Raw genomic sequence first — 16402 nt, forward strand, 5'->3', positions numbered from 1 at the left:
GACGGGATTTTTTGTTGAATGATGTATTTCATCGATTATTTAACATAACGGAGTTGATTTTGTTAAATTTTATTGAAGTTTTAAGTTTTTTTTATCATTTTTGGAAAACTAATTTCCAAAATACAAAAGAATGCCTAATTTAAAACAAATCCTACTCTTTTTTGTAGTGGTTGTTTTTTCGTTTGAAACGACTGCTCAACGCCAAAACCCATGGCAAATTGAAAACAAACAAACACCAGAATCGTATCCTAAAGTAAATAGAAGCAGTGTCCCCCAAGAGTACAAGGTTTTTTCTCTAGACTTACAAGAGTTTAAACAGCAATTGTCGGGAGCTCCTGTTAGAGGTCTTTTTAACGGTAGGTCAAACCATGAAATTCTGTTGCCAAATGCGGAAGGGGTTGTAGAACGATATCACGTAATGGAAACACCTATCATGGAAAAGGAACTTGCCGATAAATTTCCTATGATTAAATCGTATGCTGCTCAAGGGGTTGATGATCCAACAGCAGTTGCTCGTTTTTCGGTGACGCAATTCGGTTTACATAGTATGACTTTTTCTTCCAGAACCAGTACAACTTTTATAGATCCTTATACAATAAATCAACAGTATTATATTGTCTATAAAAAAGCAGATTTAATCGCTAACGATTCCAATTTTGACTGTTTAACAGAGGAAGGGATTTCTTTACCTTCAACCGAATTAGACAGAAATGCTTTTGAACATGATATTTTTAATACAGACGATAACACCTTAAGAACGTATCGTTTAGCTCAATCCTGTACTGCTGAATACGGAAATATTTTTGCAGGAACCGGGACTTTGGCTCAGCAAAAAGCAAATATTCAAGCTCAAATGGCTATCACTATGACACGTGTAAACGGGGTTTATGAAATAGATTTAGGCATTACAATGATTTTTGTAGCAAACAATGATGCAGTAATTTATTTAGGAGCTACGAATTCAGACCCTTGGACAAATGAATGGAACACTAAAACGGCTCAAACTTTAGATAGTGTAATTGGAGTTAATAATTATGATATTGGACATAATTTTAACACAACCGGAGGAGGAAACGCTGGGTGTATAGGGTGTGTTTGTAGAGCTGTTTCTCAGTCAGGAACGCACAAAGGAAGAGGTTATACCGGAAGAGCCAATCCAACAGGTGATGCTTTTGATATTGACTATGTTGCTCATGAAATGGGGCATCAATTTGGGGGTTATCATACCCAAAGTAATCAAAGTTGTCGTTCCGGAAGTGGGCAAACTGAAGTTGAGCCCGGAAGTGCCTCAACCATCATGGGATATGCTGGAATTTGCTCTGCCAATGTACAATCAAACAGCGATGCCTATTTTGCCTATGTAAACATCCGTGATATTATGGCGTATGTTAAATCTGCAAACGGAAGTTGTTCAGTAAATACACCAATAGCTAATCAAACACCGGTGGTTTCTGCCGGTTTGGATTATACTATTCCACGAAGTACCGCTTTTGTATTAACCGCTGAAGGTTCGGATCCGGATGACGATACATTATTGTATACCTGGGAACAACGCGACCCTGAAAACCCAGCTTCAAATGCTGCTCCAACTTCAACAAGACCGGCAGGACCAATGTTTCGATCAATTACTGGGACAACATCACCATCTAGATTTTTTCCTGCAATGGCGACTATTTTAACGGGAGCTACCTCTAATACTTGGGAAGTAGTTCCTTCAGTGTCCAGAACCATGAATTTTTCGGTAGTTGCACGTGATAACGTAGCCGGAAATGGTCAGACAAATTCAGATTTAATGTTGGTAACGGTTAACGCAGCTGCGGGACCATTCTTAGTAAATTCGCCCAACACCAACGTTTCTTGGCCAACAGGAAGTAATCAAAATGTTACATGGGATGTTGCCGGAACAACTGCTAATGGAGTTAATTCTCCTTTTGTTGACATTTTCTTATCCACTAACGGAGGAAGCAGTTTCCCTGTTTTATTAGCCAGTAAAGTTCCAAACGATGGTGCTGAAATAGTAACCATACCCAATACTACCGGTAACCAAAACCGCATTATGGTTCGGGGACACAATCACATCTTTTTAGACGTTTCGAATACTAATTTTACCATAGCAAGTAGTACACCTACTTTTGCTTTAGCTTTTAATGGTCAGACTGATGGTCAAAATAAAAGTGTTTGTCAAGGACAATCAGCCAGTTTTGATATAAGTTATTCAACTATTGGGGGTTTCTCCGGAACAACAACATTGTCTGTTAGCGGAAATCCATCCGGAACTTCAGTTAGTTTTTCGCAATCTACGATTTCAACCAATGGAGTAGTGCAATTGAATTTAAGTAACACGGAATCAGCTACTCCGGGAATTTATCAAATGACTGTAACCGGAACTTCAGGGTCAATTACCAAAACAGTTAATTTATATGTTGAGATTTTAAATTCAACATTTCAAATTGTTTCACCGGTTAATCCATTGGATTTAGTAACCGGTGTTTCGAATAATGCTGTAACAATAGAATGGGTAGCTGATCCGAGTGCTACCAATTATGATTTTGAATTGGCTAGTGATGTAGATTTTACGACGGTGTTAGTGAGTCAAAACGTTGCGACAAATCAATACACTGCCACAAGTTTAGACCAAAACACCAATTATTTTTGGCGAGTATTACCAAAAAACAATGGTTGTCAAGGAGAATTGAGTGCAGTATTCAGATTTACAACAGGAAGTGGAATTACTTGTGACCCGATAGTTAATTCAACCAATGTTCCATTAGCAATTTCGGCATCCGGTACACCAACAATCAATTCAACTTTAACAATACCTACTAATCAAAACCAAAGTATTGATAAAATTACAGTTACACTAAATATTACGCATACTTGGATGGCTGATTTAACCGTGACTTTAATCAGTCCATTAGGTACTCAAGTTCAATTGTTTTCAGGGCAATGTACCAGTCGTGATAATGCCGTTGCAACGTTTGATGATGAGGGTATAACATTAACTTGTCAAACAACAACGCCAACTATAACCGGTACGTTAATTCCGTCCCAACCTCTTTCAGCCTTAATAGGACAAAACACAGAAGGAACATGGACATTGCGGGTATTTGATTCGGCAAATCAGGATGGTGGAACTTTAAATTCATGGGGAATTACCATTTGTACAGCAGATGATACCCCTTTAAGTTGTGGTGATATTACTTCAGTTTGGAACGGAACAACTTGGAGTAATGGTTATCCGGTTAATAATGTAGCAGCCGTAATTGATGGTAATTTTACAGTTAGTAATGATTTAGAATGTTGTTCCTTCACGGTTAACAATTCTGCTCAAGTAATAGTTGAATCTGGAAACAATTTAATTGTAGAAAATGAAGTGTCTATTTCCGGAACGGCATCATTAACTATTGAAAGTAACGCAAACTTAATTCAGTTGAATAACGCTACTAATACCGGAAATATCAATCAATTTAGAGATACTAACCCATTAATGCGTTTGGATTATGTGATGTGGTCTTCTCCGGTTGATGGAACGCAAAGTTTGAAAGATTTTTCACCTTCCACGTTAAATAATCGTTTTTATAATTATGTGACATCCAGTAATATCTACACTAGTGTTGCTAATCCTTTAAACTCAACGTTTGATGTTGGAACGGGATATCTAATAAGAATGCCGGATAATCATCCAACAACTCCTACGATTTGGACAGGTGAATTTGATGGAGTTCCAAATAACGGAGAATTTAATATTGACCTGACTTATATTAGCGGAACTCAGAAATATAATGCTATCGGAAACCCTTATCCGTCAACTATAAATGCAGAGGCATTTCTACAATCAAATGCTTCAGAAATTGAAGGTACGCTCTATTTTTGGCGAAAAACAAATAATGCAGCCGGAACCGCTTATGCCACTTATACGCTTGGTGGAGCAACAACCACATCGCCAACCAGTCCGGTTCCAAATGGTACTATTCAAGTAGGACAAGGGTTTATTGTTGCGGCTCAAAATGTAACCAATCCAACGGCAACATTTAGTAACGATATGCGTGTAGACAATAATAGTAATCAATCTTTTCGCTCTAATTTTGGATTATCGGTAGCAACACAAAATGAAGCTGAACGACACAGAATCTGGTTAAATTTAACCAATCCTAATGGTTTCTTTAGCCAAATGATGGTTGGATATATGAGTGATGCTACCAATGATGTGGATCATTTAATTGATGGTAAGTATATTGGTGATAGCCAAATTGCTCTGTCTTCATTACTTGATAATGAAGAATATATAATCCAAGGAAAAGCACTACCTTTTGAAATAACTGATATTGTACCTTTACTATTCAAAACAAATTCACCCGGTAATTTTACCATTTCACTTGCCACAGTTGATGGATTGTTTGAAGGCGAACAACCTATTTTTTTAAGGGATAATTTACTTGGTGTAGTGCATGAACTAAAATCAGGACAATATACTTTTTCGTCAGAAGAAGGGTTTTTTGCCAATCGATTCGAAATAATTTATGAAGATGTTACCTTAGGAGTAAATAATCCAAATTTATCCGAATCTTTAGTAATTGCAACAGGAAATCAACAAATTGAGTTAAAATCCTCCTCTGAATTAATTCAAAATATTCAAATATTTGATGTGTTAGGAAGAAAGTTGTTCCACCAACAAGAGATTCAAACACAATCGTTTGTAGTGAAGGGTATACTTCCTGAAAACCAAGCTCTGTTAATTAAAATAGAGATGAATAATGGGCAAACTATTACGAAAAAAATTATTTTTTAATTTAGAATGATTATAAAAATTAAGAACCGGGCAAATTTGTCCGGTTTTTTTAATCTTAATAGTAAGAATCAACGTAACAGATTACCAATTGTTAACATATTAATAATGTAAATTGATGGTCATTTTTTACTTTATATGTAAATTTGTGATTGTCAAAAATTAATAAACTATTTAAATGATGAAAACAATTTTACTAAGAAAGATTATTAAATCTTTGCCGGTATTGTTACTGCTATTTACTTTCATTGGTAATGCACAATATGCGGTTGGTTTCGAAGACGCTACCAAGACGGGTTATGCCTCGGGTAGTGTGACTCTATCCGGGCTTCAATGGGATATGACTGAAGCTTTAATAGGGACATCTGCGAGTGATTATAAGGTAGACAACAACTCTGCTAGATTGAGGGGATATGGAGCTTCTTCTATTTCAATGATTGAAAATAAATCAAACGGTTTAGGCACATTATCATTTCAATACAGACGATATGGAACCGATGCACAAGTGGATTGGTTGGTGGAGTATTCGTTGAATGATGGAGGTTCTTGGACTCAGATTGGTTCAACTTTTACACCTCCGACTACTGATGATGTTCAAACATTTTCTGAAACTGTCAATGTTACGGGTAATGTTAGAATCAGAATTAAACGTGCTACAGAGACTGGGACAGCCAATAGAAGAATGAATATAGACAGTGTAGTTCTTACAGATTTTACTGGAGGATTTTCACCAACTATTACAGCTTCTACTTCTTCACTTTCTTCTTTCGGAGATGTAAACACTGGTAGCAACTCAACTAGCCAATCATTTACAGTAACGGGTTTAAATTTAACGGATGTTGTTGCAGTAGCAGCTTCAACGGATTTTGAAGTAAGTACAGATGATGTAACTTTTTCAAGTGGCTTTAATTTATCACAAACCGGAGGTTCGCTTGACGGAGAGCCCGTAACAATATATGTTCGTTTTTCACCAACATCTGCAGGACTTAACGATGGGACAATTACCTTGAGTTCTACAGATGCTGAAGACAAAATAGTAACGGTTTCAGGTACAGGGGTTGTGCCTACACCCGAATTAGTTGTTTCCACTAACTCATTACCTGATTTTGGTGATGTAACCGTAGGTGAAGAGTCCGTTAGCCAATCTTTTACACTTTCAGGAACTTTGTTGAGTTCGAATGTATTGATTGTAGCACCTGGTGATTTTGTGTTAAGTACTGATGATGTAAATTTTTCTTCCTTTTTAAATTTAGGACAAACCGGTGGAAATATCAACGGACAACCGGTAACCATTTATGTTCGTTTTCAACCTTCTTTTAGTGGGTTTACAGGCGGAGACATTGAAATATCGTCAACAGGAGCCACAACACAAATTGTTTCAGTGAGCGGAAATGGAACGGACCCAATTATTGATGCTCCGGTTGCAACAGCTGCTACTGATGTTCAGACAAATTCTTTTATAGCTAATTGGAATAGTGTCAGTGGAGCAACTTCTTACCGATTAGATGTGTCAACTAGTTCAACTTTTTCTGCACTTAGTCCCGGCACAACAACAACGGAGACGTTTACAACTATTGGAGGAGGCACTTCATCTTCATACTTAACTCGTTCTTGGACAGGAGTAGATGATGTGAATTGGACTGCTTTCAAATCAAGAACCGATCAAGTGGTAAATACAGGTGATGATGCCATTACTTTGCAAAACGCAGTGGATGCCTATTTAATCTCTGAAGAAATTGCAAACGGTTTAACAGCTTTAAGTTTTGATGTTAAACAAAATTTTGCTGGATCAGGGGGAGAATTAACGATTCGTGTATTTCACGGAGTAGGAATGGCAACAGAAACAAATTTAGGAACTTTTGCATACTCTGCAGCGGCTTCAACTTTTACTAGTGGTGCATTGAATATTACAGGTAATTTTATCATACGAATCGATAATAATACTGCAGCACGTCCGGCAATTGATAATTTGAGTTTCACAAGAAATTTGACCGAAGTACCTTCTTTTGTTGCCGGATATGAGGATTTAACTGTAAACGGCTTGTTTCAAACAGTGAATGGATTAACAGGAAATACTGAATACCATTATAGAGTAAGAGCATTTGACGGGACAACCTCTGAGAATTCAAATGTAATTACTGTTACAACCTTACCTGAAACAGATCCTATTATAACAACTTCAGAAATCTCCTTACCTGATTTTGGTAACGTCATTGTTGGTAATGATTCAACTTCTCAAAGTTTTACAGTAACTGCTGAAAATTTAACGGAAGGCGTTTTAGTGTCTGCATCACCTGATTTTTCTGTGAGTTTAGATAATATTTCCTTTTCTTCATCTGTAGTGTTAACACAAACTGCCGGAGTATTAGATGGCGAACCGGTTTCGGTATATGTGCGTTTTTCACCAACATCTGCTGGACTTAACAATGGTACAATTACATTAACTTCTGCAGGTGCTGACGATAAGACAGTATCAGTTGTAGCTACCGGATATATACCAACACCTGAATTAACAGCTTCAACAAATTCATTACCTGACTTTGGCGATGTAATTGTTGGCGAAGAATCAGGGAGTCAATCTTTCACGGTATCCGGGTCTTTTTTGACTGCTAATACTTTAATTGTTGCCCCAGGTGATTTTGTTTTAAGTACTGATGATGTTTCATTTTCTTCCTTTTTAAATTTAGGACAAACAGGTGGCAATATTAACGGACAACCGGTTACAATATTTGTTCGTTTTCAACCCTCTTTAAGTGGTTTTACCGGTGGTGATATTGAAATTTCCTCAACTGGAGCTACAACGCAAATTGTTTCAGTTAGCGGAAATGGAACGGATCCAATTATTGATGCACCGGTTGCAATTGCTGCTACTTCAATTGGAGCAGATTCTTTTGTGGCAAATTGGAATGCTGTAGATGGAGCTACAAGTTATCTTTTGGATGTTTATTCAGTAAGTGAAGGAACTCCTGCAACGGATTTATTTATTTCTGAATATGGAGAAGGTGCTCCCGGAAATAGAAAATTTGTTGAAATTTATAATGGTACTGGTGCAAGTGTTGATCTTTCTGAATACGAGCTTATGAGAGCTACTAATGGTGCGGGATGGCCAACAACAGGAACAGCAATTTTAGCTTTATCAGGAACTTTAGCAAATGGTGAAACACTAGTAATAGCTAATAATTCAACTGATGTTACAGGGGCAGATATCTACAATTCAGGTTTTGCAGGTTGGAATGGTGATGATGCCATCGGTTTATTCAAAAACGATGTATTAATAGATGTTGTCGGAACTCCTGACTTCGATCCTGGTTCAGGCTGGAGTGTTGCTGGAACTAATAATGCAACAGTTGATAATATTCTGGTTAGAAAATCATCTGTTGGTGTTGGAAATACAGATTGGACTGCATCAGCAGGAACCTCATCTGAAGATTCAGAATGGATAATTTCAAGAGTGTGGAATGCATCTGATCCTAGTACTCCAGCAACTTTGGGGGCTCATGATTTTGCCGGTAGCGGAAATAATATTGTCTATGTGTCAGGATTTGAAAATTTAACGGTGAATGGAACGTCTCAATTAGTTTCCGGACTTAACGCTAATACAACTTATTATTATGTTGTTCGTGCTGTAGATGCTGTTTCTACATCTGAAAATTCGAATGAAATTACTGTTTTAACCTTAAATCCAGTTCTTTGGTATGCTGATAATGATAACGATGGTTTTGGTGATGACAATGATACATTATTAGCCGTAGATCAACCTTTTGGCTACGTATCGGTAGGCGGCGACTGCGACGACACCAACAACACAGTTTATCCGGGAGCTGCAGAGATTTGCTACGATGGTTTAGACAATGATTGTGATGGTACCATCGACAATGGCTGTACGCCAATTGTATCGGTAGTTCAACCGGCACAGTGTGGAATAACGTTACCAACGATTGACAGTTATGTTTATGCTAACTTGGTAGCGGGAGCACAAGGATACCGTTTTAGAGTAACCAATTTATCAACCAATGAAGTACAAACTATTGACAGAGCCTTACGTGTTTTCCGTTTTACACAGTTAACAAGCTATGCTTTTGCAACCGAATATTCGGTTGAAGTTTCAGTGCGAATCAATAATGTTTGGCAACCGTTCTACGGGACACCATGTAATGTTTCTACACCGGATACCACTACACAAATCCAAGCTTCTCAGTGTAACACGGTTATCAGTAACGTGAATAATTCCATCTTTGCTGATATTGTACCGTTTGCAACGGGTTACCGCTTTAGAGTAACCAATACGTTGAATCCAATCGATGTACAAACTATTGATCGTCCGATTAGAGATTTTAGAATGACTAACTTGGCGAATGTTCAATACAATACAACGTACAATGTAGAGGTAGCGGTTAGAAATACAGATGGAACGTATTTATCGTATGGACCTGTTTGTAACATCACTACACCATTGTTCCCAACTGTTGGCTTGGAAGATGCACAATGTGATGAGTACTTAGTAAGTTCCAATACAGAAATCTTGTATGCGGAATCCTATCCGGGTGTTGAGCAATACAGATTCTTATTGGAGAATGTTAGTTTAGCTTACAGCCAAACAGTTGATAGAGCCACAAGAACAGTTACATTGAATAACTTCACAGGTTTAGTACCGGGTGAAATGTATACAGTGAGTAGCTATCCGCTTAAATGGTATGTGGGGACCTTACGGAAAATCATGTAGTGTTATTACTCCTGGAGGAGAAATCATTGTAATCCGACCAGGGGACTCAATGGGAGAAACAGAATTTAAAGCAATTGCTTATCCAAACCATTTGCGACAAGTTTCACTATTGATGTAAAAACTTCAAACACTGAAGCAGTAAGTTTGACAGTTTATGACATGGCAGGAAGACTTTTAGAAGTGAAAGAAGTGAAAGCACAAGATGTCACTAACTACCAATTCGGAGAGGGTTACCCTTCAGGTGTTTACAACTTGGTTGTAACACAAGGTAATGAAACAAGAACTGTACGTGTAGTAAAACAATAAAGCAAAGTCCTAGAGAACTAACGTTCTACTATACTAAGCTAATTAAAGTAAAGCCTCCGAATATTCGGAGGCTTTTATTTTAGTGAATTTCTGATTTTTTACTTTTTTTGGTTATCGTGTTTTTTATCAATTCGTTTTAAAGAGCTATCTATTCATTTCCTCATAAAATATTTAGGTTTTGAGAAAAGACATAGTTAGGTTTAGATAAAAGTAGTAGAAAATCAAAAAATATTAATTCTTAACTTGCTTTTTGTGAATAGATACCTCAACATTTCGCTCAATAGTATGTCCGGGTCTGGACCATTTTGGCTTTTCACCCAAGGCTTGAAATTTAGAATCTTGCGCTTCAACAGTTGTCGGCTGCATGATTTTTATGAAAGGTTTCTGAGGTTTTAATCCCAGCAAATCAAACATTTTCATGTCTTCATTGACATCGGGATTGGGGGTTGTTAATAATTTATCACCGGCAAAAATTGAATTAGCACCGGCAAAGAAACATAATGCTTGTCCCTCCCTACTCATTTCTGTTCTTCCGGCAGATAAACGTACTTGGGTTTCTGGCATTACAATTCGGGTAGTAGCAACCATTCTTACCATTTCCCAAATTTCAACAGGGTTTTGATTTTCCAGAGGCGTTCCTTCTACAGCAACTAAAGCATTAATTGGAACAGATTCTGGTTGAGGGTTTAAGGTGGATAATGCGACCAGCATCCCTGCCCGGTCTTCTATACTTTCACCCATACCAATAATTCCTCCACTACAAACTGTTACGTTTGTTTTTCTGACATTATCTATAGTTTTTAAACGGTCATCAAAACCTCTTGTAGAAATAACTTCTTTGTAATATTCTTCAGAGGAGTCAAGATTGTGATTATAAGCGTATAATCCGGCTTCAGCTAAACGATGGGCTTGATTTTCAGTAAGCATGCCCAAGGTACAGCAAACTTCCATGTCTAATTTATTAATCGTTCTAACCATTTCCAGCACTTGATCAAATTCGGGACCATCTTTTACGTTTCTCCATGCAGCACCCATACAGACGCGAGAAGAACCGGATGATTTGGCACGCAATGCTTGAGCTTTTACTTGTTGAACACTCATTAAATCGTTTCCTTCAATGTTGGTATGATATCTTGCAGCTTGTGGACAATAACCACAATCTTCTGGACAACCACCTGTTTTAATGGAGAGTAAAGTAGAAACCTGCACCACATTTGGATCATGATGTTCACGATGAATGGAGGCAGCTTCAAAAAGCAAATCCATCAACGGTTTGTTGTATATTTCGATAATTTCTTCTTTGGTCCAATTATGTTTAGTGATGCTCATAATATTGTTTTATAATTCAAAAATACTTATTTTATGAAGAAGTGTTTTAAAGAATGGAATAGATTTTTTAGAGAAGTAATCAACAAAATTATTTTTCGATTAATTTTCCATTTTTGTCATACAATAAAATCCAATCATTATGCCCAAAATAATTCCATTTTGCTTGTGCAAAATCAACGGTTGGATCAATAAAGGTTTTATATGGTTTATTATTTACAGAAAGTTTTGAATCGATAAAAATACTAACATCGATACCTTTTTCTGAAAATTCTTTTTTGATATGTTGAGCCATTTGCCACATTCCATCCGGTTTACTGGTAACTAAACTAAGTTGTTTTCGAGTTAGTTTTTCAACAATATTATAGGGAAGAACTTCGTTGATTTTTTTATCAATGACCTTAAAGTTTGTGATGCCACTTTTTTGTCTGAGCATCATTCGCCAACTTAATCGGTGAGCTTCTTCAGTCCACAAAACATCTCCTTTAATAAAATAATGTCTGATAGGGAGTATGAGTTGGATGATAAAAAAGGGTATAAAAAAGTAACTGATTACTTTTGAGAAAGGATAATTCTTGTTTACGTTTTCCGTTTGAAGTTGAGGTTTCTTTTTGAAAAAAATGTGTCGAATAGTCTCTGAAGGATAGAAAAAAACTATAAAACTCAACGCAAAATAAGGAAATATACCAATTTGTAAAGTAACAGAATTAAATAAGTGAAAAAGTAAACTGGCTATCAAGGCAAAGTTTCTTGTTTTTTTCCATAGTAGAGCGGGGATAATTAATCCGTCAAAGAAAATTCCGGAGTAGGCAATAAAAATGTGAAACCATTTTTCTGTAAACACAGATCCCAAAACAGGAAAACTTGATAAGCTAGAAAAAAGTATTCCGGTGAAAGTACCATCCAGCCAATCCGGGTAAAATTTGGCTAACGTGGCAAAAAAATAGACAATCGCCATTTGCGTAATCATTACCCATGAAATCCAACGAGGCATCGTCAAACTTTTTATAGATGGATTGTTTTTCGCATCCAATGAAGCATAGCGATTTGCAGGCAGGAACAACATTATTAAACATACTAAAATGAGTAAATAATAGTGGTTGTTATAGGAAGCCTTCTGCATTAAATAAACACTTGTCCACATTAAAGTATATAACGTCAATGAAATACGGTATTTATAGCCTAGCATGATGAAAAGACCAAGTATTCCCATGATACTAAAGTAAAAATACATCCCATAACCCGGAAGAGGAACTAAAAAGTCAAAGCCAATATGAGGAATTGAAATCGATGGATCTATTAAGTTTTTTTTAACCCAACCGGTAAAAATGGCTACAATACTTTCGGCCGCAATCAATAATCCGAAAGTCATTCTGAAAAGAATTAATGGGGCATTATCAATCGGGTCAAAAGCTTTTTTTAGCATTACAATGAATTTATATACTCAAGTGAAAGAGCCTTATCTTTGTGGAGTTGTTCTTTTAATTTTTCTATACTTTCAAATTTTTCTTCATCTCGGATTCGATTGATGAGTTGAATTTGTATTTTTTCATCGTACAAATCGCCTTCAAAATCAAAGAAATGAATTTCAATTGATTTAGAATTTCCGTTAACGGTAGGGTTAAATCCAATGTTCATCATACCATAGACCAAGTTGTTGTTCAGTAAACTTTGTACAATATAAACACCATTTTTAGGGATTAATTTGTAAGGCTCTTGAATTTTAAGATTGGCAGTAGGAAAACCTAAGGTTTTACCAATTCCTTTTCCTTTTACAATTTTACCTGTTAAAAGATAATTGTATCCGAGATAATTAGTAGCCAATTTTATATCTCCTTCATTCAATGCATTTCTAATTTTTGTAGAACTAACCGAGACTTCATTTATTTCCTGAGCGGAGATTTGTTCTACTTCAAAATCATATTTTTCTCCAAATCCAATTAAATCGTGAATATCAGCTGTTCTGTTTCTTCCAAAGCGATGGTCATAACCAATAATAATTTTCTTCACATTAAATTGATCTACTAAAATTGAGGAAACAAACTCTTCGGCAGTGAGTCTGGAAAAAGCTTGATCAAACGGATGTATAATAAGGTTATTTAAACCGGATTTTTTTAATAATTCTATACGTTCATCAATGGTGTTCAAAAGTTTAATTTCGTTATTATCTTGAAGTACCATTCTTGGGTGTGGGAAGAAAGTGAGCACTAGACTTTCACAATCACACAAAGATGAATTTTGAATTAGTTTTTCAATAATTTTGTTATGTCCGATATGAACCCCGTCAAAAGTACCAAGTGTTAGTACTGTTTTATTCTTAGGTTGGAAACTATATATAGAATGGAAAATTTTCAACGATTTTTTTCTACAAATTTAACTAATATTAAAATACCCGCAATAATTTTACTGTTAATAAGAAAATTCTAATAAAGATTCAATAAAAACGCGTGTAAATATTTAAAAATAAGAAAGAAATTGCAAAAATATGGTATATTTGTCACTTAATTAATTTCCAAAAAATGAAAAAATTAGTACTATTAACTTTATTAACAATTTTGTCATTTATTGACATGAATGCCCAAAAGAAAAATTTTTGGACACCAGTAAATGAAAACGTTACAGCAGTTGCTAAAACGGCTCAAAGAGAGTCATTCCCTACCAACTTTACGTTGTATAGTTTAAATTTAAACGAATTTAAAACGGTTTTAACCACAGCACCTAATCGTTTTTTGTCACAACAAGGAGTTGTTGTTGCCTTTCCAAATGCTAATGGTGAGATGGAGCAATTTGAATTGTTCGAGGCTTCAAATTTTGAGCCTGAGTTACAAGCTCAATACCCAGAGATTAGATCTTATGTTGGAATTGGTTTAGATGATAAAAAAGCTCAACTAAGAATGAGTGTCGACCCGAAAGGAGTACAAACAATGATTTTTAGAGCTGGTAAAAAAACGGAATTCATGGAGCCATATTCAGAAAACGGTTTAGTTTATGCCTCTTATATGTCTTCAAGACAAAAAGGGAAAATGCCTTTTACTTGTGCTACTGTTGATCATTCTGTTAGTAGTCGCCTTTCTGAAGAAGTTGACAATCAAGATATTTTCGCGAATAATGGTGTTTTAAAAACATTCCGATTAGCATTGTCTTGTACAGGTGAATATGGAACATACCATGGCGGTGCAGCAGGAGCTTTAGCAGCAATGAATGCCACAATGACAAGAGTAAATGGCGTTTTTGAAAGGGATTTAGCTGTCCGACTAAATATTATTGCTAATAATAATTTAGTTGTGTATACAAACTCTTCTACCGACCCTTATTCTCCCGCTTCCGGAATGGATAGTTGGAATTCTCAATTACAAACGACTTTAACAAATGTTATCGGAGAAGCAAATTATGATATAGGTCATCTATTCGGAGCCACTGGCGGAGGTGGAAATGCAGGATGTATTGGGTGTGTATGTGTAAATGGTCAAAAAGGGAGCGGTATTACTTCACCTGCTGATGGAGTTCCTGCGGGAGATTTTTTTGACATCGATTATGTAGCCCATGAAATGGGGCATCAATTAGGAGCCAATCATACTTTTTCTGAATGGGTTGAAGGAAGTGGAGTAAATGTAGAACCTGGAAGCGGGTCTACTATTATGGCTTATGCAGGGATTACAACCTACAATGTGCAAGGAAACAGTGATGATTATTTTACATATAGAAGTATATTACAAATTCAAAATAATTTAGCAAATAAACCTTGTGCTAATAATATTACCTTGAATAATCCTGCTTTAACAATAACATCAGGAGGAAACTGGACTATACCGAATGGTACTGCTTTTATTTTAACCGGTACTAATCCAACTAATAATGCTGGAGCAACTTTTACTTGGGAGCAAAATAATAGTGCAACGGGTGCGGTTACGGGAGCAAACAGTATTTGTTACCCAACAAAACCTGCGGGACCTAACTTTAGATCATTACCCCCAACAGATACACCTGTTCGTTACATGCCGGCTTTTAGTTCTGTACTTAATAACAACTTAACATCAACTTGGGAATCTGTTTCAACAATCGGTAGAACAATGGCGTTTACACTAACTGCAAGAGACAATATTGCCAATGGTGGACAAACAAATACGGCATCGACAAGTATCACAGTAAGTGGCACCGTTGGTCCATTTGCTATTACTTCTCAAAACACAAGCGGAATCTCTTGGAATCAAGGTTCAACACAAACAATCACTTGGGCGGTTAATAATACAACGACTTTGGTTGGTTCATCTAATGTAGATATTTTACTTTCAACCGATGGAGGACAAACTTTTTCTACTGTATTAGCATCTAATACGCCTAATGATGGAACAGAAAATATAACAGTACCCAATGTTGCGTCACAACAATGTAGAATTATGATTAGACCAACCGGCAATATTTATTATGCTTTGAATTTAGCTCCTTTTTCAATTGGTTATAGTTGTTCTATTATTTCAAATAATACTGTTGCTGCAATTGCAGACGGAGTTGGTGCTAATCAAGCTGGTGCGACTACGGTTTCTACTATAAACTCTACTGAAACAGGCAACATCGAAACGATTGAGGTTAATCTGAACATTACACATACTTGGATTGGAGATTTGGTTGTTGCACTTGTTCATCCTGATGGAACTTCAATTAATCTTTGGAATAGAACGTGTAATAACCCTCAAAATGGAAATATCAATGTAACGTTCCTTGATGGTGCAGGTACGATTGTTTGTGCAACTCCAACTACCGGAACATATAGCCCGGTTCAAGCCTTAGCTCCATTTATTGGAAAACCTAAGAGTGGAAATTGGACATTGAGGGTAACTGATTTTTATAATGGTGATGCAGGAACCTTAAATTCATGGTCAGTGAATTTTGGATGTACTCTTGGGAGCGAGGAGTTTAATGAGCTACAATCATTTGTAGTTTATCCAAATCCAAGCAAAGGGAATTTTACTGTTAGTTTTGATAATCCTTCAGATGATATGGTTAATATTTCTGTGATGGATATTAGAGGAAGAAAAATATTTGATAATGATTACCAATCCGGTTCAACATTTAATCAAGAAATTCAATTAGAAAATGCACAAAGTGGTGTTTATTTATTGAATCTTACCAATGGAAATCGTAAAGAAGTGAAGAGAATTATTATTGAATAAAAAGTATACTTTTTGTCAATACATTAAAAGACCGTCAAAACTGATGGTCTTTTTTTGGTTTTAATTATTCAAAATCAGTATTTTTAGCTT

Annotated in this window: 8 protein-coding genes; 5 read left to right on the forward strand and 3 right to left on the reverse strand. The window is 36.2% G+C overall.

What is annotated here, in order from left to right; genetic code table 11:
• Positions 1–130 precede the first annotated feature (130 nt).
• The 4 genes from R2782_RS09380 to R2782_RS09395 all read left to right on the forward strand — a co-directional run bounded on the left by R2782_RS09380 (position 131) and on the right by R2782_RS09395 (position 9815).
• Positions 131–4789 (forward strand): reprolysin-like metallopeptidase, encoded by a 4659-nt coding sequence (locus tag R2782_RS09380; RefSeq protein ID WP_371267971.1) that lies wholly within the window; start codon positions 131–133, stop codon positions 4787–4789.
• A 178-nt stretch (positions 4790–4967) separates the two neighbouring features.
• On the forward strand, positions 4968–9509 hold the full coding sequence (locus tag R2782_RS09385) for a lamin tail domain-containing protein (RefSeq protein WP_371267972.1): 4542 nt from the start codon (positions 4968–4970) through the stop codon (positions 9507–9509).
• Positions 9481–9627 carry a hypothetical protein gene (locus R2782_RS09390; RefSeq protein ID WP_371267973.1) on the forward strand — a complete coding sequence of 49 codons (147 nt, stop codon included), beginning with the start codon at positions 9481–9483 and terminating at the stop codon, positions 9625–9627. Before R2782_RS09385 ends, R2782_RS09390 begins: the two co-directional genes overlap by 29 nt.
• 26 nt (positions 9628–9653) lie before the next feature.
• Positions 9654–9815, forward strand: a complete 162-nt coding sequence (locus R2782_RS09395) for a T9SS type A sorting domain-containing protein (RefSeq protein ID WP_371267974.1) — start codon at positions 9654–9656, stop codon at positions 9813–9815.
• A gap of 231 nt (positions 9816–10046) precedes the next feature.
• Here R2782_RS09395 and bioB read toward each other — a convergent pair whose 3' ends face one another.
• The 3 genes from bioB to R2782_RS09410 all read right to left on the reverse strand — a co-directional run bounded on the left by bioB (position 10047) and on the right by R2782_RS09410 (position 13496).
• Positions 10047–11144, reverse strand: a complete 1098-nt coding sequence (gene bioB / locus R2782_RS09400) for a biotin synthase BioB (RefSeq protein ID WP_371267975.1) — start codon at positions 11142–11144, stop codon at positions 10047–10049.
• 88 nt (positions 11145–11232) lie between these two features.
• The gene (locus R2782_RS09405; protein WP_371267976.1) at positions 11233–12567 is read right to left on the reverse strand and encodes an HTTM domain-containing protein; all 1335 of its coding nucleotides are present in this window, start codon (positions 12565–12567) and stop codon (positions 11233–11235) included.
• Positions 12567–13496 (reverse strand): bifunctional riboflavin kinase/FAD synthetase, encoded by a 930-nt coding sequence (locus tag R2782_RS09410; RefSeq protein WP_371267977.1) that lies wholly within the window; start codon positions 13494–13496, stop codon positions 12567–12569. The genes R2782_RS09405 and R2782_RS09410 overlap by 1 nt, the downstream gene beginning before the upstream one ends.
• A 164-nt stretch (positions 13497–13660) precedes the next feature.
• On the opposite strand from R2782_RS09410, the gene R2782_RS09415 reads away from it, so the two are divergent.
• Positions 13661–16312 carry a reprolysin-like metallopeptidase gene (locus tag R2782_RS09415; RefSeq protein ID WP_371267978.1) on the forward strand — a complete coding sequence of 884 codons (2652 nt, stop codon included), beginning with the start codon at positions 13661–13663 and terminating at the stop codon, positions 16310–16312.
• The last annotated feature ends 90 nt before the right edge of the window (positions 16313–16402 follow it).

It is taken from the genome of Flavobacterium sp. (genome assembly GCF_041392085.1).
Lineage (GTDB): Bacteria > Bacteroidota > Bacteroidia > Flavobacteriales > Flavobacteriaceae > Flavobacterium.